Raw genomic sequence first — 20168 nt, forward strand, 5'->3', positions numbered from 1 at the left:
TCGGGCAAGGAGTCTCTAGTCACAGGTTTAAGCCATGACTGTCATGCGGATTCAGGGTATGCATTGCCGCAGCAATGGTCATAATGTTCCCCAAATCCTCATTCACGTTACCTTGCCAGCCTCACGGGACTGAATTAAAGGTTCATATTGATTTACATGAATTATGACAGAATGCGGCCTGACTGTCAAGACAACCACCCTTGGATAATTATCCCTGGCTGAAATCGATGTCGGCATCCTTGTTCCTTAATAAAGAGCAGCGAAAGTTTTCCTGCTAATAAATATACATTATAATTAATATTTATTCAATCCATTTTTGCGGGTCTGCATAGAAAAAACCGCCCGGCTGCTTGCCGGACGGTTCCAGATCGTTATTCAAATATGAACTTCACATCGCCAAGACGGCGTTTGATTTCCGAGATGACCTTCTCTTCTTCCGCAGCTCCGCTTGCCGCGAACGTAACCGAAAAGCGAACGTAAGGCCCGGCATCATCCCAAGGAACCGTCGAAATCAGTTTCTCCCGGATCAGGTATTGAGCAAAATCCTCCGCCGTCGCAAATGACGGTCCGCCTTCGACCCCTTTCGGAGCGGCTACGTAGAGGAAGAACGAGCCTTTCGGTTTTTTGGCCTTGAACCCGAGTTCATTCAGTGCTGCAACCAGCAAATTATGTCGGCGCGAGTATTTTTCGGCAATCCGCTCCGTGATTTCAGGATGGGCTAAACCATATGCTGCCGCTTTCTGTATGGCAATGAACTGGCCGGAATCGTTATTATCCTTCACATCGCTGAATGCTTTTACAATCAGAGGGTTCCCGGTCACAAATCCGATTCTCCAACCGGTCATATTGTAAGATTTCGATAAGGAGTGCAGCTCGACGCCTACATCCTTTGCTCCGGGTATGGATAGAAAACTGAGCGGCTTCAATCCGTCATAGGTTAAAGCGGCGTAAGGAGCGTCATGCACGACAACCACATTAAATTTACGAGCCCATTCCACCACTTCCGCAAAGAACTCCGCCGTGGCGCTTGCGCCTGTCGGATTGTTCGGATAGTTCAGATAGAGCAGCTTGGCCTTGCGGGCAATCTCTTCGGGAATCGAAGCCAGGTCCGGCAAAAAATGATTTTCTTCCGTCAACGGTACCGTGTACACTTCACCGCCAAGATATTTCGTATGCGTCCCAAGAATCGGATAGCCCGGTACCGTCATAATCGTAATGTCTCCAGGGTTAATAAAACAGGATGGCAGCATTGCGAGAGCCGGCTTAGAACCGATGGAATGCACGATTTCCATATCTGGATCGATTCCCATTACGCCGAAGACCTCTTGAAGATAAAGGGCTGCAGCCGATTTGAATTCGGCAATTCCATTGTCCGCGTAGCCGCGGTTCTCCGGTTTGGCCGCTTCCTCAGCCAGCTTCGCTACGATCCCGGGATCCGCCATTTCGTCAGGTTCACCGACGCCCATATCAATCAATTCCACATCGGGAAAATCTCTTTTTGCCGCTGCTTTTGCGCGTTTGATTTTTTCAAATTTATAAATGGCGGTATCCTTCCCATAGTCGGCTCCTCCGATACGATCGGCAAATTGACGTTGGATATATGTCTCTTGATATAATTCTATACTCATAAAATGTCCATTCCCTTCTTCAAAATCTCCCTTGTCTGGTCCTTTTTCTTATATCCAGCTTAAATGGAATCGGGGTTTTTGGAGAATGGATTATTCACCGGATCGTTTGTACTTATCGACTTTATAAGATAACTATCGAAGTGGATGTGGTACCGGATTAAGCCAATCAAAAAGAGCATCCTTCGTTCCAATTTGCACAAAATGCACGTTTGGAAAAGGATGCTCTCAATGGATCAGTCATTGAATATTCGATTAACGATTACGCAGGGAATGCAGCAGATCCTCCATATCGCCCGGAATAGGTGCGCTGAACTCCAGGTATTCTCCGCTTGATGGATGGACAAATCCCAGCACTGCGGCATGCAGCGCCTGCCCGGACAACTTAAGGCTGCCCTTACTCCGCCCGTACAATGGATCTCCGACCAGCGGATGCCCTATAAATTTCATATGCACACGGATTTGATGCGTTCGCCCGGTCTCCAATTTAAGCTCCAGCAGCGTATAGTCGCCAAAACGTTCCGCCACTTGAAAATGCGTGACTGCTTCCTTGCTGTTCCGCTCGATCACCGTATACATTTTACGGTCATGGGGATCCCGTCCGATCGGAGCGTCAACCGTTCCCTGGTCGTGACTTACATTCCCGTGAACCAAGGCGTAATACTTGCGGGTCACCGAATGCTCCTTCAGCTGAGCGGCCAAAGATGCATGGGCCTTATCATTTTTGGCGGCCATCAACAAACCCGAAGTGTCTTTATCGATGCGGTGTACGATGCCCGGTCGAAGTTCCCCGTTGATGCCCGATAAGTCCTTGCAATGAAACATCAGCGCATTCACCAGAGTTCCCGAGGAATGTCCCGGGGCCGGATGTACCACCATCCCGCGGTCCTTGTTTACGACAATGACATCCGCGTCTTCATAATACACATCGAGCGGAATATCTTCAGGTACTATTTCTACCGACTCTGCTTCCGGGACGGTCAATGTAATGACGTCCCCCTCGGCGATTTTATAATTAGCTTTGATGCGGCCGCCGTTGACGAGAATGTCCCCGTTTTCGATCCAAAGCTGAATCTGGCTCCGGGAGTACTCCTCGCCTACCTGGGCTTTAATATACTTGTCGATTCGATCCTTCGCTGCACCGGCATCCGCCGTCCATTCTGCATTTCCGTCTTCAGGATCAAAGAAAGGCTTGTCCAATATCATACTTGCTCCTCTTGCTCATGTTTAGTCAACTGTTGTTGTTTTTCTCTGCGAATTTCCAAAATGGAATCCAAAACGATGAGACATACCCCGATCACAATACAGGAGTCCGCCACGTTAAAGATCGGAAAGGTGTAAGTGCCGAAATTGAATTGCAGAAAATCGACGACTTCGCCGCTTACGGCCCGGTCGAGGAAATTCCCCACGGCCCCGCCCAATACGAGCGACAGCGCGGTAGGCAGCAGCTTGTTGCCCGACGACTTCACTTTTTGCAAATACCAGATGATACCCACAACGACAACAGTCGTAATCACGATAAAAAACCAACGTTGCCCTTCCAGTATCCCGAACGCCGCACCAGTATTCCGGTGGGAAGTAATCAGGAAAAAGTCGCCGATGACCGGAATTTGTTCCCCGATCGTTAAACCGGACGCAATCAGATATTTCGTTCCTTGGTCGATTAAAAACACAATTAATGCAATCAGAAAATAGATCACGCGGGAATTCACCTCGTTTTTTCGTTAGACTGCCGAAAGAATGCGACAGAATGTTCCACTTCTAAGACCTGTATATTGTAGCACAGCCGCAATTCACCCGTCCATGCACGAAAGGATTTTCCTTAGGTAAAACGTCATGCTTCTGCGCAAAATAGCTTTACGGCAAAATACCCATACGATTTCTTTCCGGAAAGGAGAACCTTCCATGCCACACCTGACGAAGCAGCAACTGGCGGAGCTGAAATCGGACCTTGAAACGGCCCGTGACGAAACGTATCGAATGCTTGAGGAAAAGGATCATTACGGACTTCGCGGTTCCCTGCGGGATAACACGAGCGAGTTGTCCTCCATCGACAACCATCCGGCCGATATCGGAACCGAAATGTTTGAACGCGGCAAAGACCTGGCATTGAACGAGCATGATGAACTGAGGCTGACCCGGATCAACGGAGCCCTGGACCGGATGGCCGAAGGGACTTACGGATATTGTCAAACTTGCAAAGAGCCCATCAGCTTCGAACGCCTGAAGGCCGTACCTGAAACGGCTTACTGCGTTGATGATAGCCCTCAATCCTTTGTTTCAGCAAAACGGCCGATCGAGGAACTGTTTCTGGCACCACCTTTTGGCCGTACGAGCCTTGACGAGCATGAGGATCAGAACGGCTTTGACGGCGAGGACGCTTGGCAAATCGTCGAAGGCTTTGGGACATCCAACTCGCCGGCGCTTGCCGAAGATAACGAAATCGATGACTACAACGACATGGAAATCGAAGCCTCGGAAGAGCTTGACGGATTTGTCGAGCCATACGAAACATTTGTCGCGACCGACATCTATGGAGAGAACGTCGTTTTTTACCGGAACGGATTATACAGAAAGCATATGCAGGCCACGGAACATCTGGATAGCGAGGACTCTTTGGGCACAGGATCTAATAAGTATTGAGTTCAAGCTGTCTTTGTACGATCCGTACGATGTCCGCGATATAATCGCCGATAATCGGCAGGTTAAGCGCGCCCAGTACCTGAAGGACATAAATGATCGTTGCCGCAAAAAAAGTAAAGCCGATCGCAATGCCGACCCCTCTTGCCGTGCCGGATAACAAATTCAGCCAAATTAGACGCCATGGCCGGTTTAGCAGTTCTGTGTATTCGGCAATTCTGGATCTTTCCAACTGCCTGGTCCAGCTCAATGTTAGCCGGTAAATGGCGCTCATCTGCTCTTCGGGCGTCTGGGGAATCGGCATTTGAGGGTCTTCCGGCGGTGATTCGATTTTAGTTTTACCGTTCTTTCTTCGACGCTTCATCGGCACCTCCGCAAAATGAAACGAGCCCGGGCGGACTCTTTCGAAATGAAAGAATGCCTCACCCAAGCTCGTTTCTTCTTGGTTAATCCTAGTATGACCGCTGGACTTGCGCTCCATACAACGGATTAACCTTATTCCTTTATGCGGAACTTCCTTTATCCCAAAATATAAACTCCGATTTTTTTACCGCCCAAATCTACGGTTTCCCCTTGGCCTTCCTCGGTACCAAAGGTTACGTCCGTAATGAGCACGTTCTCCCGCAGCACCTGTTCAAAAGCCTGGATGGCAGCTTTAAGCTCGTCGTCGACATCCAAGGTCAAATGTACTCTCTTTTCGATCGGGAGATCGAGCTTTTTACGTGTGTCCTGTACGGCGCGAACCACCTCACGCACCCATCCTTCCTGCTCCAGCTCCGGAGTGATGTCGGTATTCAGCGCAACGGTAATCCCGTACCCGGATGCGGAGGCAAATCCCGCTTTCGCCTGTTTTTCGACAAGGAGTTCCTCTGCGGTAACAGACAATTCCTCACCTTCAGGAGAAGTAACGTTCACTTTGCCGTTCTCCACGACTTTACGGGTTTCCTCGGCAGCCATACCTTTAAGAAAGCCTTGCAGGAAGCCGACGTTCTTGCCGTACTTCTTCCCGGCCACTTTGAGGTTCAGCTTTAATGTAAAATCAACAAACCCGCTGTCGCTGGTCTCCAGTTCGATCGCCTTCACGTTGATTTCTTCCTTGATGATCTCCTCATACTCGTTCAAAGCCACATCACGATCCATGGATACGATCAGGCTCGACAACGGCTGACGGGTTTTGATGCCGGTTTCGTTGCGGACGTTACGGGCCAATTCAACGATTTGCCGCGCGCTTTCCATATCCGCTTCCAGCGTAAGATCGATCAGAGATTCGTCCGCTTTCGGATAATCTGCCAGATGGACGCTCTCTCCGCCTCCCAGGTTCGTAAAGATATCTTCGGACAGCATCGGCGTAAATGGAGCCATCAACTTGGACAGCGAGAGCAGTACGTTGATCAGCGTCTGGTAGGCGGATACTTTGTCTTCGCCCAGGCCGCTGCCCCAGAAACGGTCGCGCGACCGGCGGATATACCAGTTGCTCAGCTCGTCGATGAAGGATTCAATGGCTCTGGAAGTATTCACAAAGTCATTTACGGCCAATCCTTTGTCTACGACCAGGATCAGGCTGTTCAAACGGGACAGGATCCAGCGATCCAGCTTATTCGCGGATGGGCGGAATGCATGCTCTTCCGGCTTGAAGCCGTCAATGCCGGCATACAGCGTCAGGAAGGCATGGGTATTGACCAGCGTATCCACGACTTTCGATTTTGCTTCGGCCACGATGCCTTTGGAGAAGCGCTTGCTGTTCCACGGCGCACTGTCGGAGAGCAACGCCCACCGGAATGCATCTGTGCCGAACTCCTTGATGATATCCCAAGGGTCGATAACATTGCCTTTCGACTTGGACATCTTCTGCCCGTTCTCGTCCAGTACGTGCCCGGTTGCGATAACAGCTTTGTAAGGCGCTTTACCCGTAAACAGGGTAGATACGGCCAGCAAGCTGTAGAACCAGCCCCGAGTCTGGTCGATCCCTTCGCAAATCATGTCCGCAGGGAATTGGTCCTTAAAGGTATCTTCGTTCTCGAACGGATAGTGATGCTGAGCAAAAGGCATCGAGCCACTGTCGAACCAGACGTCGATCACTTCGCTCGTCCGTTCCATGATCCCATCTTCGCAGTGAGGACATTTCACTTTCACTTCATCCACATACGGTTTGTGAAGCTCCAGCTCCGGACTGACCTCGCCTACCGCATGAGCGCGAAGCTCGGCTAAGCTATGCGGTGCGAACTGCTTCCCGCAGTCGTTGCTTTGGCAAACCCACACATTAAGCGGAGTACCCCAGTAGCGGTTTCGGCTGATGTTCCAGTCCACCAGCTCCTCCAGGAACTTCCCGAATCGGCCTTCCCGGACATGCCCTGGATACCAAGTCACGGAGTTGTTGTTGGCGATCAATTGATCCTTGACCGCTGTCGTTTCAATGAACCAGCTGTCCATTGCGTAATACAGCAGCGGAGATTTGCAGCGCCAGCAGAACGGGTAGCTATGCTCGTATTTTTCCTTGCTGTATAGTGTGCCCTTCTCGGACAGCATTTTTACGATATCCAGATCGCAATCTTTAACGAAGCGTCCGGCAAAATCGCTAACCGTATCCGTATAACGGCCTTGCCCGTCCACGACGCTGACGAAGCTGATCCCGTTTTCTCGGCAGGTCTTGTAGTCGTCTTCCCCGTGTGCCGGAGCCATATGAACGATACCGGTACCGCTGGCATCCGTTACGAACGAAGCGCCTACGATGACGTTTACTTTATCCGCTTGGATGTAACTGAAAGGCGGCATATAAGTTTTGCCGACCAGATCGGATCCCTTAACGACCGATTCCACGGTGTAGTCGCCCTTCATGACTTTTTCGACAAGGTTCTTGGCGACGATGTATACGCCATCCTCTTGTTTTACTTTGGCATATTCCATGTCCGGATTGACGGCCAAGGCAACGTGAGCCGGCAAAGTCCAAGGCGTAGTCGTCCAGGCAAGTACGTATTCGCCTGTATCATGGAGCTTGAATTTTGCGGTCGCACTCAGGTCCTTCACGTCCTCGTAACCTTGAGCCACTTCATGCGAGCTAAGCGAGGTTTGGCAGCAAGGGCAGTACGGGCTGACCCGGTGACCCCGGTAAAGCAAGCCCTTCTCGTGAATGGTAGCCAAAATGTTCCACACGCTCTCAATGTAGTTGTTGTCGAGTGTGATGTACGGATCATCAAGGTCGGTCCAGTAAGCGATCGCTTCGGTAAAATCACGCCATTGTTTTTCGTAGCCGAATACGCTGGCCTTACATTTTTTAACGAATTCCTCAATCCCGTATTTCTCGATTTCCTGCTTGCCGGAAATGCCCAATTCTTTCTCAACGCCAAGCTCGACGGGAAGACCGTGCGTATCCCATCCGGCTTTACGAACAACACGGTATCCTTTCATGGTCTGGTAACGGCCGACAAAATCCTTGATGACGCGTCCCAGCACGTGACCGATATGAGGAAGTCCGTTAGCGGTCGGAGGTCCTTCATAGAACACATAGTTCGGGCGGCCTTCCCGGTTTTCGATACTGCGCTTGAACGTATTCTCGCTGTTCCATTTGTCCAGGATACGCAGGTCGCGCGTGCGGGCCTGTTCTTTGATATCGACTTTTTTCATTCCTGATACTTCCCTTCAACAAAATTCTTGTAAAATCAAAAAAGCCCCGTCCCAAAAGGGACGAGACTTGACCTCGCGATACCACCCTTGTTTCAAGCCGGTCACGGTTAATACATCTCCGTAGTCAGCATGACACCTTGATCCCATACGCTTCATATGGGTCCGGTATAACGGCCGGCTGCCGGCATAGCTTACGCTTTCCCTGCGGAAATTCAGCTAGGCTTCTCCGGGACGATCTTCCGTCGGCGTCTTGAACATTGGCTTTCAGCAAAATGCCAACTCTCTGGGGGACAACATCGCCGCGTACTGGTTCCCATCATCAAATCAATATAGGGAATTCACAAACACAACTTACAATATGTTATTATTTATAACTTATTTCCCAGGGGAATGTCAACCTAAGTGCAGCCTAATCGACGCAGATTGAATTTTTACTAATAAATCTCTTTCACTTCGCGGTCACGGTCGCGTTCACGTTCACGTTCTTGTTCGAAAGAACGCTCGCGGTTCTCAAGTGACTCCCACCCGTCGTGGCTCAAGAGGTCCAGTTGGGCTTCCACCAACGTACGGAAACGGGCGCGGTAGATCGAGGCCTGCTTCTTCAACTCCTCGACTTCCATTGCGATTTTGCGCGATTTGGAGAGCGATTCATTAACGATCCGGTCCGCATTCTTCTCGGCTTCCTTCACGATAAGCTGCGCTTCTTTCTTCGCGTTGTTCTTCACTTCATCGGCCGCCTCTTGCGCGACTATGATCGTCTTGCTAAGCGTCTCTTCAATATTGGAGAAATGATCCAGCTTCTCTTGCAGCGAGAACAGCTGATTGTGCAGCTCTTTGTTCTCCCGGATCACGATTTCATAATCTTTGATGACCTGGTCGAGGAATTCGTTCACTTCGTCTTCATCATAGCCGCGAATGCGTCTCGAAAACTCCTTATTATGTATATCCAGCGGTGTTAGTGGCATGATCCGCACCTCCTATTATATTTAAACCTTCCCCTCCGGGAAGCCTGTCTCCAGAACTCTCATTTTATGCGTAGGTAGTTAATTTCGACAAGAATTGCCGATCTCCTGCAAAGAGATCATACAAATTTACCGATTTTTACACGGAGTCTGCCTTTTTTTGTCATGCCATCACATTCGAGCACCTTGAAACGTCCAAAGCCCTGCAAAGCGACGATGTCGCCCGCCTTCAACATTTTGGACGGATCCTCCTCCGTCCTCCAATTCACCCGGCAACGTCCGGCCTTGATCGGCACCAGCACCTTGCTCCGGCTAAGCCGGTAAACATCGCCGGCGATGCCATCCAAACGTAAAGAAGCCACCGTCAGATCCAGCGGCTCAAGCTCGGCTTCCGCCGTTTTGAGTGAATCCAAATCCATGATATCGGTCATAACGCCAACCCGGTGTACTTGGTGCAGATTCATGCTTAAAAAGGAGGATATTTCTTCCGCGACGATGACATGGCAGCCGTCCTCCCGAACGTGAATATCACCGATTTTCTCCCGCTTAAGCCCAAGCCCGAGCACGGCTCCGAGGTAATCCCCATGCTGCAAAGAGGCCAGTCTCTGGTCATCCGAGGTAATGCTCATTACTTTCATCCGCATCGGTTCCTCGTCCAAATCCCGGTAATCCGGGGCCACGAGAGCACGCTGCCGCTCTGCACCATTATAACCGCCGTCCAACCGCAGAGCGGCATCAGGATGGCGGTTGACCAGTGTTTGCAATATGAAGCTCTGCCGCGGATCCAAAAAGTCGGTAAGCTTGACTTCATGATAATCCCCGGCGTTTACAACCCATTCCCAGGCCCGATCTACAAACGGACGTTCTTCCGGCTTAAAATGTTCATAAATGTCTGGTCTCATAGTCGATCCACGCTATATGCCAAAAATATAACCCAGCACGGCGATGAGGCCGACTTTGGCTAAACGCAGCGCATACAAGGCCACGATTGGCGAGAAGTCGATCATTCCCATCAGCGGAGGAATAAACCGCCGGAAAGGAGATAGATAAGGTTCAACCAGCTTTCCGAGCAGATCGCCGATGAAACTCTCCCGTGCGTTAGGCACCCAAGACATCAGGATGTAAATAAGAATCATATAAAAATAAATATTAAACAACAAATTAACAATACTTTCGATTGTGCCGCTTCCCAAGCTGTCTTCACCTCATTCTGTTGTAATCGGAATCCTCGGTCAGTATTTCGGTAATCGCTCCCTGAATTTCCACGGTATCCGGCGTGCACAGAAAAATATTGCCGCCAATCTTGGAAATGCTGCCGCTCAGCGCGTAAATCGTGCCGCTCAGAAAGTCGATAATCCGCATCGCCTGGTCGTTGCGAACCCTTTGCAGGTTGACTACGACACTCCGGTGAGAACGCAAATGATCCGCAATCTCTTGCGCTTCATCATAAGAGCGCGGTTCATAAAGAATCACCTTGACGTTCTTTTGCGAATGAATGCTGACCACGTTGCTTCCCTTCTGGTTTCTACGGGTTTCAAAGCTCGGGGTTTCAAATTCGGGCTCATCTTGTCCCGGAAAAGTTTCGCGTTCCACGATTTCTTCCTCTTCCTGCAGGCCCAAGAAGTTCATGAACCGGTTCATTACTCCCATTACGTCTCTTCCCCTTTCCCTACTAAAAGAGTACCGAGGCGCACCCAGGTCGCCCCTTCTTCAATCGCCACTTCAAAATCGCCCGACATACCCATGGACAATTCCGTAATGGGCTCCTTTGTCACGCCCTTGGCGTTCAACTCATCCCTCAGCTCGCGCAGCCTGCGGAATATGGGTCTTGTCAGCTCGGGATCTTCCTCCTCCGGTGCCATCGTCATCAGTCCGATAATCCGAATATGAGGATACTGCTCCGCTTCGCGAAGGAAGGCTTCGGCTTCTCCCGGGGTAATCCCCTGTTTTGAAGTCTCTCCGGAAACGTTGACCTGCAAAAACACGTTGACCGTGGCGCCCGCCGCTGCGGCGCGCTTGTCCAGTTCCTGGGCCAGCGAAAGCCGGTCCAGAGAATGAATATATTGAAATTTCCCTACGACGTCCTTGACCTTTCTGCTCTGGAGATGGCCGATAAAATGCCAGACTCCTTGTCCGCCAAGCGCCTCCCATTTCGGCACCGCCACACCCGGGCGATTCTCTCCCAAATGGGTAATTCCGCTCTCCAGGACGGAGCGGGTCATCTCGGTTGTCACATACTTGGTCACGGCGATAACCGTGACCTCCCCGGGATTTCTTCCGCTTCGGTCACAGGCCGCCCGGATCCGTTCTTCTACATGCTGTATCCGTTCTTTAAGTGACAAGAAGGGATCACCTCTCTTTCAAACCAACCCAGCTGGCCATTCGCCCGGTCACCCCGTTATGTTTACGGTAAGAGAAAAACCGGTCGCTCTGACAGCTTGTACACCAAGATGTACATTCGATATGTGTCGGCAATATTCCTGCTTTTATCATAATAATTCGATTCATTTCTTTCAAGTTCAGCATGCTTCGGTCTTCCCGGACAGAGGAAACCGCAATTTTCGGCTCCCATTCCTCTCTTGGAATTCCCGCGAAGGCCTCCCGGACTTTCCCCATCACATGCTCATCCACCTCATAGCAGCACTCCCCTATGGATGGGCCGATCGCCGTCCGGATATCGCTTCTGAGGCTTCCGTATTCCTGCTCCATCTTGGCGATGACCGCTTCTGCGATCCGGCCAACAGTCCCTTTCCAGCCCGCGTGTGCCAGACCTACCGCCCGGTGTACGGGATCTACGAAATAGAGCGGGACGCAATCGGCATAAAAAGAAGTCAGCAGCACATTAGGAACGTTAGTTACGAGACCGTCAGTTGCCTGAAATGCACTGTCCCGGTCGCGGAACCCTTTTCCGATATCCTCTTCCCTGACGACTGCGACTTCCACGCCGTGCACCTGCTCGCCGCAGGTCCAGGTTTCCGCCGGGAAACCTAAAGCCCCGGCCAGTCTTCTCCGATTCTCCAGCACCGTTTCGGGATTATCGTCGACATGATACGCCAAATTCAGACTATCGTACGGTGCTTCCCCGACCCCACCTGCACGGCCGGAGAACCCTGCGCTTAATCCCGGTACAAGGCTCTCCCATACCTTTAGTTCATATTGTTCAGGAATATCCTGTCTAGGATTCCAAATGAACGGCTCCATCATCCATCTCCCCCTGATGTTTGTCTCTCCACAGTTTAACACATCTGCCTCTCGTGAGTCCCCTGCGGTTATACGGCCATTAACGGCGATCGGCCCGCCCATCCCGGTCGATATAAACCGTTGTCTCATAAGAAGGCTGTATCCGGGATTCCCTCAATTCCTCCATCTTGACGAGGACGACGTCGGAGCCGATCTTCACGATATTTTTCCAGGGAATAATCAGATCAGTTCCATTTCCGAATAGCCCGAGAAACTTGGTGCTTGCCGGTACGACGATCGCCTCGATCACGCCCTGCCGCAAATCCAGCTCAAGATCGCTAATATGCCCTAACCGCTTGCCGTCCACCACATTGATGACGTCTTTGGTTTGAAAATCCGATATCTTCATGCTTGCTCTGACCACATTGTCCATCCATCATCGCCCCCTGACTGCCGAATGCTATCCCTATACTATATGAGCGGCAGCTTCAAAACATTAAAGCCTACCGACAAGATGTTAAAGAAAACGGCAGCCCTTCCTCGCTCCCCTGTCCCAATGACGAAAAAAAGGCCCCGAAGGGCCTTGCAGAGTTCACGACTTTACATGCTTCTGCATTTGTAGGATGGCGGATTTCTCGAGCCTGGATACCTGAGCCTGGGAGATGCCGATCTCGTCAGCTACCTCCATCTGGGTCTTGCCTTCGAAGAATCGCATCGACAGAATCATCTTCTCCCGTCGTCCCAACCGCTGCATCGCTTCCCGCAGGGCGATCTCCTCAATCCACGAGACGTCCTTATTCCTGTCGTCGCTGATCTGATCCATGACATAGATGGGATCGCCCCCGTCATGGTAGATCGGTTCGAACAGGGATACCGGATCTTGAATAGCGTCGAGCGCGAATACGACATCCTCCTTCGGAAGACCGAGCGCCTCCGATATTTCAAAAATCGTCGGTTCCCGGGAATTTTTGTTCGTCAGGCTGTCGCGCATCTGCAATGCCTTATAAGCGATGTCCCGCAGACTCCGCGATACGCGGATCGGGTTATTGTCCCGAAGGTAACGGCGGATTTCCCCGATGATCATCGGCACCGCATAGGTCGAAAATTTGACGTTCTGCGATAAATCAAAATTATCGATGGCTTTCATGAGTCCGATGCAGCCGACTTGGAACAGGTCGTCCACAAACTCCCCCCGATTGTTGAACCGCTGGATGACACTCAGTACGAGTCTGAGGTTGCCATTCACTAACTTTTCTCTGGCTGATCTTACGTGGTCCTGCTGCAAAGAGTGGAACAATTCACGCATTTCCGCATTGGTTAGAACGGGCAATTTTGCGGTATCAACCCCGCAAATCTCGACTTTGTTTCGGGTCATCAAGTCTACCTCCCAAGGAGAAACATTAATGATCATTATCTCCCGGGACTGTATTTTTATTCCTGAAAAAAGTACATGCCCGCTCCGGGCTACACCATCTTATTGAATTCCTTACGCAGCCGTTTAATGATCCTTTTTTCAAGACGCGAAATATAAGACTGGGAAATTCCAAGCAAATCCGCTACGTCTTTTTGCGTCTTTTCATCGCCGTCGACAAGGCCGAAGCGAAGCTCCATGATCATCCGTTCACGCTCGCTCAGCTTATCAAGCGCCTTATGAAGCAGCTTGCGGTCGACCTGTTCCTCGATGTTACGGTATATCGTGTCATTCTCCGTCCCTAGTACGTCGGAAAGAAGAAGTTCATTTCCATCCCAATCGATATTCAGCGGTTCATCGAAGGATACTTCTGTCCGGATTTTGCTGTTCCGGCGCAAATACATCAATATTTCATTTTCGATGCAGCGGGACGCATAGGTCGCGAGCTTGATTTTTTTCTCGGGATCAAACGTGTTGACCGCCTTGATAAGTCCGATCGTGCCGATCGACACAAGGTCCTCGATATTAATGCCCGTGTTCTCAAATTTTCTGGCGATATATACGACCAGCCGGAGATTCCGTTCGATCAGCATCGCCCGGATTGCGGCATCCCCGGTCGTCAGCCGCTGCAGCAAATATTCTTCTTCCTCGCGCGTCAATGGAGGCGGCAGCGCTTCGCTTCCGCCGATATAATAGATTTCTTCGCTTTTCAGTCCGAATAAAAATAATAAACGGTAGTACTGCAGCTGCAGCATCATTTTCCATTTTACACGCATGGCTTATTTTTCCTCCCATATTCCATTCCCGTATTCATGAAGTTCCTAACCCCAGACTCATACACCGGCGTGAGACCGCGCTCCTTGATCCGGTTTCCCGTTGCCGAAGCTCTTCCGATCCGTTCCGCTCTCCTCGGCCTCCCCGGCTAATGACGGATGAATGATGGCCCGATACGCTCCTTCCGAAGACAAACTTCCCCCGTCCAGTCCGACAAGGACACGCGTATTCCTGATTTCCCGGCCTTCCAGCATAACGGTCACTTCATCCGGTTTCAAAGCGACCATAAACTGTGAACCTCTGTTCAATCCGCGATAAGGAACCAGTCTCAGCCGGTCCCGCCAAGGAAACTCCTCATCCTCCGACCATTCCAGAATAAGGTTGTCCGCCTGACTCCCGGCCTCGAGTCCTTTTAAGGAGCCCGGCAAAAATTCACTCCATAACGAAGTCTCCATCACCATTACCGGCAGCCGGCTCAGCGGATCGGTCAATTGATTGCCGGTATCGATCAGTCCGGTGCAGCAAATCTCCGCCTCTCCGATCCGGACCTTTACCTCCGCAAGATAAGAGGAGATCAATTCCTGCCTTCGTCTTGATGAAATCACCAGTTTGAACCAAATCAATACGGCGAAAAAAACGAAGAGCACAAACAAGGTACCGATTTGCAGCGAGAATCCCATGCCCCCGGAAGCGGAATACCAAATTCCATTCCAAAGGTCGCCGGAGCTCTGGAGCAAATAATGTATCCCCAAAATTCCACCGGCTGCCGCAAAATTGACGATGTAGAATGCCCCTAAATTCCGCAAATAGTTTTGCAGACTGCCAAAACCGAAGGCGATCCATAGCATGACGACGGAAAACAGAAATTTCACCAAAAAAGTGAACAGAAACGACAGTTCGGGCAAGAACATCATAACTATGTAGGACGCCCCGACCGCCGCGGAAAGCAACAGCCGCCAAACGACGACTTTCCGTTTCCGCATCCACGCTGTTACGGCCAGAAGACTTCCGTCGATCAGCAGGTTCATCAAAAAAATCAGATCGAGATAAACGACCATGCTTCATCACCTGCCTGAACCTGTTCTCTACTAGAATCTACCTGCCTATGACGTGGAGATGGTTCTCAGTATATAGACTTCCATATGTAAAGTCTGTCTAAAATTGAAAGCGGGAGCCCACTAATTTTGTCGACAGCCAGGAATGATATAACTTAAAAATAGAAAAACCGGCTCAAGGTTCATCTTAACCCTTGAGCCGGTTCTCTACCGCTTGCTATGTTTAAAACTGTCCCGTTACTTCCATCAGCAGAACTAATACTTTTGCCACCTGATCCCGGGTAGCCTGTTCCTGAGGAGCAAACTTGCCTTCAGGCAAGCCGCCGATCATTCCCAGATTTCTTGCGGCTTGCACGCTGTCCAGAGCAAAACTACTGATCTGATCTTCGTCCGCAAAGGAACCGATAGAAGGATTTCCTGCCGGCAGGCCGGCGAGGGAATTGCCTTTCAAATATTCGTAGCCCTTCATCACCATGGTAAGCATTTCTTCCCGCGTTACTTTCTGGTCCGGACGGAAGGTTCCGTCTTCATAGCCAGAGACAATTCCGGCCTGCTTCAAGGCGATTATGAAGCCTTGGTAATACGAACCTGCGGCCACATCACTGAACGGCGCAGTTCCTTCGGCTTCGCCCAATTGCAGGGCTCTGCCCAGGAAAGCTGTCAACTGCCCTCTTGTTACCGCAGTCTGCGGCGCAAAACGTTCGTCATCGATTCCTGTTGCAACGCCACGAGCCACTAGAATCTCAATATAGGTTTTGGCCCAGCTGTCGGAAGAATCCTTGAACGTTTTGTTCGATTCCATTACGGAGTAATTCCCGGTGTTCGTAGTATCAAAGCTTACGGCCCCGCTACCGAACTTTCCTCCACGGAACTGAACGTCACCGTTATCGTTCAACTGATATACACCGGATTTTCTCTTATCGCTAACCTTCTGCATTTCTTCCTTAGACAGCAACAGAGACATCATTATCGGCTTGTTAAATGCCGAGATTTCGATTCGGTTACCAGAGTTGTCTAAGGTATAGCCGGTGAAGGAAAGTAGATTTCCGGCCGGCTTCAGATCTCGTCCAGCGACCCCTGCGTTCGACAACAAGCTTTGCGCTTCGGCCCCGTCAACAACGGCAAACCGAAGGTTCATCTCCTGAATCGTGGAGAGATTCATGGCCATTGGACTTGTTCCGGCCGCAATATTTGCCGTTGCATCCGCCGTCCGTACTTTCAAAGCGATTCCGGCAGCTTCCAGCTTAGCAAGATAGGAGCCGGTCAGCGTCAGTTCCAATGTTTCACCCGACTGTCCGCCGGTGTTAATGACCACGGCTGACCCGGTATTAATTTGATTTAATAGACCGGTCTTCCCCGCTAATTGTTGCCGGATCAAATCCAAACCATTAGTCAACCGATCCAGGGCGGACTGGAGCTGCTTCGGATCGACCTTCCAAACCTTCTTTCCCTCTTTGTCCTTCGCTTCATAGGCCGTTACCGTTCCAAGCGTATCCAGCTCTTTCAAAATAGCTTCTGCCGCCTGAGCATCGCTTACAGGCAGGCTGCCGAGCCGTTTCTTTAAGGAGTCCAAGTCTTTGGATGATGCGGACCCGTTTGACCCGGTATCTCCCCCACCGTTTCCGGGATTACCCGGATTACCCGGATTGCCGGGATTTCCTGGATTACCGTTATCCGAGCCTTGTGTTTGAATAATTACGGACGTTAATGGCTCAAGTGTTATGGAACTTGATGTAAGCTGGAAACCTGAAGGTTGTGAAACGCCATTCTTGCCAGCCTCATCGTTATCGACTAGCACTTTGCCTGAGGTTAAATTCTCCTGCAGGCTCAGCGTTCTCGGCTTACTGTCCGCGTTCACGAATACATAGTAATTTCCGCTGCCATCGGTTGCTTTGTTTTTGTATGCGATGAGCAGATCGCTGTCGACGGCCATTTCAGGCGACTGGATCAGCGTGACATTCTGATCTACAAGCTTCATATCGCCCAACGTGAAGGCATTGGTCGACTTTCTCAGCTCGATCAGTCCTCTCGTATACTCCCTGGTGACATGATTGACAGGGAATTTATCCGCATCCGTCGCTTTGGTCCAGTCGAACATATTGACCGCATCGGAAGAATCATAGGAATCATGAACGAAATAGCCGAAGGCATTGCCGGACTCATCTTTCAGTTCATGATATTTTTGCTCAGGCAACCCTTCCCCTTTCCACTGCTTGGTTCGTCCGTATTCCTGCCCCGCATGAAGGAACGCCGTTCCCTGCGAAGTCATAATCAGCAGATTCCCCAAGCGGATGCGCTTATGGATTTCAAGATCATTGGCCGGAACGGCCGGATCCTTTTTGATAGACTGAGCGATGACGTCATAGAGCGGCAGATTGTCATGAGCCTCGATATAGGACACCATATCTCCGGGATCGTCCGCCGGCGTATTGGAAGGCTGAGCCTTGATATTATTGAATATCGTTTCAATCGGCCTTGCACCGCCGGTAATAAATCTCGGTTCTCCCTCCGAACCGAAGCCGGACTTCAATTCATTCCGGATTTCGTCCGAGAATACGCCGACATTATCCGTTTTGTTCATCCAGTCTTGGGTTGCTCCATGCCCTTCCAGAGCCGGTTCCGCAATCCCGCCGCTGAATGTCCGCCAGCCTTCCCCGATAAAGAGGACATCCGGATTGATTTTGACGGCTTCGTCGTAGGCGTTCTGAACGGCTTCATAAGTGGCATCGCCCATCATATCCCAGCGCATGCCGTCAATTTTATACTCGTCGAACCAGTACTTGACGGAGTCCACCATTAATTTTTCGGCCATCTTGTGGTTAGTTGCCAGGTTGTTGCCGAAGCCGCCGACATTATTTCCGTTGGCGTCTTTCCAGGCATAGTAGTCCGGCACGATGTCGTTCAAGAAGTCGGCTTTGGCCATATGGGTATAGACCACATCGAGAATAACGCCCATTCCCGCTTCATGGATGGCATCGATCATGCCCTTCAATTCTTCGATTCGAAGCTGCGGGTCTGCAGGGTTCTCGGAATAAGCTCCATCCGGTGAAAAATAATTGTGCGGATCATATCCCCAGTTATATTCATTTCCTTGTGTCGAGTAGGCGAGCTCTCTCTCTTCCATGTTCATCTCGTCCCCGTAATACCATGCCATAACGGGGAGCAATTGAACGTGGGTGACTCCCAGCGATTTTAAATAATCCAGTTTATCGCCGAACGCTTTATATGAGCCCCATTTTCCATTCAAATCGCCTTCAATGGAAGGATCGGAGGTAAAGTCCCTTACATGAATTTCCCAAACGACAGCATCCTCCCGCTTCTCATAGCCGTCAATTTGAGCAAAGTCATATCCTTCAGGATTCGTGTCGCTCAAGTCTACGATGGCCGCCTTACCTACGATATCACCGTCAGGACCGGGCTTACCGTTCGTATCCACTCGAAATGGCGCCATGGATTTGGCATACGGATCGAGCACAGCCTTTGTAACTCCTTGATTCGTGACAAAGTACTGGTAGAAGTATCCCTTCAAATCGGAGGTCTGAAAGTCGGCAGGAGACGCCTCCGCCGCCCACACCCCCTGGTCTCCCTGAACCAGGTCGATGCTGCCTATGTAACGCGTCGAATCGTCTTTGTCATAGACGCTTGCCGTAACGGAGCTGGCGGTCGGGGACCAAAGTTTGAACGTTACGCCGCCATCGTGGTAAGTCGCCCCCAGATCGTTTCCGTCGTAATAAAACATCTCATCCAGCATTCTCCAACTGGTTGAAGCCGTAACCGTCTTTCCGGAATAGGTCACGCTCAGAGGAAGATGCTCAAGCAGACTTGCGCCGGATACTTCCGCTTCAACCGACGTAGTGCTCGTTATGTTTACTTGATTGACTTTAACTTCTGCTCCTTGGCTATCCTTAATCACAAGTTCATCCTTCAAGGCATCTGGTTCCAGTCCATCCGTCATGGTAAATCCCAGTAAAAGTTTACTTTCGGACAAGACCTCCGCAGATACGAGTCCTACCGGAACTTCCCCGTAAGGAGAGACATAGACATTGTTGTCGCCTTGCTTAATCCATAAGCGATTGTACCGATCCATTAGGCTAAACGATTTGTCACCGCCGTCCTTCTCGTCTCCATTATTGCGGTTGACGACCAGGAAACCTATCTTTTTGGCTTCCGGCTGGAGCGGAACATCCACATAGGCGCCATAACGGTCAGTTTGCTCTGCGACAAAAGGAACCGCCCCCTTTGGCCAATCTTCGGTAGGTGCCAGCACGTCCCCCCATAACCAAAGACCGTAGGTGCCAAAATTCTGGTCATCGCGGGAGTAATGAATCCGGACCGTGTTTGCAGGCAAATCTACAGGTTCATACGAGTAGACTTGATCCGAACCCGCCTTGATCCAGACCTCGTTCATGGCCGAGGAGGACAGGGTCAGGTTTTTGTCGCCTCCCTCCTTCTCTCCCGTAGTTCGGTGTACTACAAGAAATCCGACCTTCTTCGCACCTTCGCTAAGCTTGATATCGAGGTAATGTCCATAACTGTCGGCTTGATCAGGATTGAAGGCGCTTGCACCGGAAGACCAGTTTTGCGAAGGCTCCGCTACATCACCCCATAACCATATCCCCGTTCCGTCCGTATTCCCGTTGTAGTGGATCCGGACATGTCCGGCAGGCACTTCAGTCGCGACGCCACTCAGCGTTGCTTCGCTTTCTTCTGGAACATAAGGAACTTCCTCTGCAGCTAAACTTAATCCAGCGGAACTAAACAGTAATGAGAGTATCATAAAAAATGAAAAAATGACTTTTCCTTTTCTCTTCTTCCCTAGCTTCATTTTATCCGGCCTCCTGTTTATGCGAATAGAATGTTCAATCTCCAAGTTGCGCAATCGTTTGCGCAAACGGCACTA

Annotated in this window: 17 protein-coding genes and 1 other annotated feature; of the genes, 1 reads left to right on the forward strand and 16 read right to left on the reverse strand. The window is 50.6% G+C overall.

Features of this window, described 5'->3' with window-relative positions; translation table 11 throughout:
- Positions 1 to 371: 371 nt before the first annotated feature.
- From KB559_RS01280 to lspA, 3 genes are all read right to left on the reverse strand, one after another.
- Positions 372 to 1628, reverse strand: a complete 1257-nt coding sequence (locus KB559_RS01280) for an LL-diaminopimelate aminotransferase (protein ID WP_211019775.1) — start codon at positions 1626 to 1628, stop codon at positions 372 to 374.
- A gap of 252 nt (positions 1629 to 1880) precedes the next feature.
- Positions 1881 to 2831, reverse strand: coding sequence for an RluA family pseudouridine synthase (locus tag KB559_RS01285; RefSeq protein WP_211019776.1), 951 nt, complete (start codon positions 2829 to 2831; stop codon positions 1881 to 1883).
- The gene (gene lspA, locus KB559_RS01290; RefSeq protein ID WP_211019777.1) at positions 2828 to 3325 is read right to left on the reverse strand and encodes a signal peptidase II; all 498 of its coding nucleotides are present in this window, start codon (positions 3323 to 3325) and stop codon (positions 2828 to 2830) included. Before lspA ends, KB559_RS01285 begins: the two co-directional genes overlap by 4 nt.
- Before the next feature lie 205 nt (positions 3326 to 3530).
- Here lspA and KB559_RS01295 point away from each other — a divergent pair, with 205 nt between their 5' ends.
- Positions 3531 to 4268, forward strand: coding sequence for a TraR/DksA C4-type zinc finger protein (locus KB559_RS01295; protein WP_211019778.1), 738 nt, complete (start codon positions 3531 to 3533; stop codon positions 4266 to 4268).
- Here KB559_RS01295 and KB559_RS01300 read toward each other — a convergent pair.
- From KB559_RS01300 to KB559_RS01360, 13 genes are all read right to left on the reverse strand, one after another.
- Entirely contained in the window at positions 4255 to 4569 is a 315-nt protein-coding gene (locus tag KB559_RS01300) for a DUF5665 domain-containing protein (protein WP_211020220.1), read from the reverse strand. The two genes, KB559_RS01295 and KB559_RS01300, sit on opposite strands and share 14 nt — an antisense overlap.
- 215 nt (positions 4570 to 4784) lie before the next feature.
- Positions 4785 to 7886: an isoleucine--tRNA ligase gene (ileS, locus tag KB559_RS01305; protein WP_211019779.1), complete on the reverse strand. Its 3102-nt coding sequence runs from the start codon at positions 7884 to 7886 to the stop codon at positions 4785 to 4787.
- A 53-nt stretch (positions 7887 to 7939) separates the two neighbouring features.
- Positions 7940 to 8215: a binding site (T-box leader), on the reverse strand.
- Between the two features lie 105 nt (positions 8216 to 8320).
- A complete protein-coding gene (locus tag KB559_RS01310; protein WP_211019780.1) occupies positions 8321 to 8851 on the reverse strand; it encodes a DivIVA domain-containing protein in 531 nt (176 codons plus the stop codon).
- A 116-nt stretch (positions 8852 to 8967) separates the two neighbouring features.
- Positions 8968 to 9750 (reverse strand): YlmH family RNA-binding protein, encoded by a 783-nt coding sequence (locus KB559_RS01315; protein WP_211019781.1) that lies wholly within the window; start codon positions 9748 to 9750, stop codon positions 8968 to 8970.
- A gap of 12 nt (positions 9751 to 9762) precedes the next feature.
- Positions 9763 to 10041: a YggT family protein gene (locus KB559_RS01320; RefSeq protein WP_280520356.1), complete on the reverse strand. Its 279-nt coding sequence runs from the start codon at positions 10039 to 10041 to the stop codon at positions 9763 to 9765.
- A gap of 7 nt (positions 10042 to 10048) precedes the next feature.
- Positions 10049 to 10498, reverse strand: a complete 450-nt coding sequence (locus KB559_RS01325; RefSeq protein WP_211019782.1) for a cell division protein SepF — start codon at positions 10496 to 10498, stop codon at positions 10049 to 10051.
- The gene (locus tag KB559_RS01330) at positions 10498 to 11190 is read right to left on the reverse strand and encodes a YggS family pyridoxal phosphate-dependent enzyme (RefSeq protein ID WP_211019783.1); all 693 of its coding nucleotides are present in this window, start codon (positions 11188 to 11190) and stop codon (positions 10498 to 10500) included. The genes KB559_RS01325 and KB559_RS01330 overlap by 1 nt, the downstream gene beginning before the upstream one ends.
- Positions 11191 to 11197: 7 nt before the next feature.
- Positions 11198 to 12049 carry a peptidoglycan editing factor PgeF gene (gene pgeF / locus KB559_RS01335; RefSeq protein WP_211019784.1) on the reverse strand — a complete coding sequence of 284 codons (852 nt, stop codon included), beginning with the start codon at positions 12047 to 12049 and terminating at the stop codon, positions 11198 to 11200.
- A gap of 79 nt (positions 12050 to 12128) precedes the next feature.
- The gene (locus KB559_RS01340) at positions 12129 to 12461 is read right to left on the reverse strand and encodes a YlmC/YmxH family sporulation protein (RefSeq protein WP_244861389.1); all 333 of its coding nucleotides are present in this window, start codon (positions 12459 to 12461) and stop codon (positions 12129 to 12131) included.
- A gap of 159 nt (positions 12462 to 12620) precedes the next feature.
- Positions 12621 to 13403, reverse strand: coding sequence for an RNA polymerase sporulation sigma factor SigG (gene sigG / locus KB559_RS01345; protein WP_211019785.1), 783 nt, complete (start codon positions 13401 to 13403; stop codon positions 12621 to 12623).
- An 89-nt stretch (positions 13404 to 13492) separates the two neighbouring features.
- Positions 13493 to 14215 (reverse strand): RNA polymerase sporulation sigma factor SigE, encoded by a 723-nt coding sequence (sigE, locus tag KB559_RS01350; protein WP_211019786.1) that lies wholly within the window; start codon positions 14213 to 14215, stop codon positions 13493 to 13495.
- Positions 14216 to 14272: 57 nt separating this feature from the next.
- Positions 14273 to 15271 carry a sigma-E processing peptidase SpoIIGA gene (gene spoIIGA, locus KB559_RS01355; RefSeq protein WP_211019787.1) on the reverse strand — a complete coding sequence of 333 codons (999 nt, stop codon included), beginning with the start codon at positions 15269 to 15271 and terminating at the stop codon, positions 14273 to 14275.
- Between the two features lie 220 nt (positions 15272 to 15491).
- On the reverse strand, positions 15492 to 20093 hold the full coding sequence (locus tag KB559_RS01360) for a pullulanase (protein WP_211019788.1): 4602 nt from the start codon (positions 20091 to 20093) through the stop codon (positions 15492 to 15494).
- Positions 20094 to 20168: the final 75 nt, after the last annotated feature.

Origin of the sequence: Paenibacillus sp. Marseille-P2973 (assembly GCF_018101095.1) — a bacterium.
Taxonomy (GTDB): Bacteria; Bacillota; Bacilli; order Paenibacillales; family Paenibacillaceae; genus Fontibacillus; species Fontibacillus vini.

Excerpts from the sequence above, each read along its gene's own strand:
- KB559_RS01295 (WP_211019778.1), top strand. The coding sequence starts at position 3,531 with ATGCCACACCTGACGAAGCAGCAACTGGCGGAGCTGAAATCGGACCTT.
- KB559_RS01310 (WP_211019780.1), bottom strand. The coding sequence starts at position 8,851 with ATGCCACTAACACCGCTGGATATACATAATAAGGAGTTTTCGAGACGC.
- pgeF (WP_211019784.1), bottom strand. The coding sequence starts at position 12,049 with ATGGAGCCGTTCATTTGGAATCCTAGACAGGATATTCCTGAACAATAT.
- KB559_RS01280 (WP_211019775.1), bottom strand. The coding sequence starts at position 1,628 with ATGAGTATAGAATTATATCAAGAGACATATATCCAACGTCAATTTGCC.
- KB559_RS01285 (WP_211019776.1), bottom strand. The coding sequence starts at position 2,831 with ATGATATTGGACAAGCCTTTCTTTGATCCTGAAGACGGAAATGCAGAA.
- spoIIGA (WP_211019787.1), bottom strand. The coding sequence starts at position 15,271 with ATGGTCGTTTATCTCGATCTGATTTTTTTGATGAACCTGCTGATCGAC.
- KB559_RS01360 (WP_211019788.1), bottom strand. The coding sequence starts at position 20,093 with ATGAAGCTAGGGAAGAAGAGAAAAGGAAAAGTCATTTTTTCATTTTTT.
- KB559_RS01300 (WP_211020220.1), bottom strand. The coding sequence starts at position 4,569 with ATGCCGATTCCCCAGACGCCCGAAGAGCAGATGAGCGCCATTTACCGG.
- KB559_RS01315 (WP_211019781.1), bottom strand. The coding sequence starts at position 9,750 with ATGAGACCAGACATTTATGAACATTTTAAGCCGGAAGAACGTCCGTTT.
- ileS (WP_211019779.1), bottom strand. The coding sequence starts at position 7,886 with ATGAAAAAAGTCGATATCAAAGAACAGGCCCGCACGCGCGACCTGCGT.
- KB559_RS01325 (WP_211019782.1), bottom strand. The coding sequence starts at position 10,498 with ATGGGAGTAATGAACCGGTTCATGAACTTCTTGGGCCTGCAGGAAGAG.
- sigG (WP_211019785.1), bottom strand. The coding sequence starts at position 13,403 with ATGACCCGAAACAAAGTCGAGATTTGCGGGGTTGATACCGCAAAATTG.
- sigE (WP_211019786.1), bottom strand. The coding sequence starts at position 14,215 with ATGCGTGTAAAATGGAAAATGATGCTGCAGCTGCAGTACTACCGTTTA.
- KB559_RS01340 (WP_244861389.1), bottom strand. The coding sequence starts at position 12,461 with ATGGACAATGTGGTCAGAGCAAGCATGAAGATATCGGATTTTCAAACC.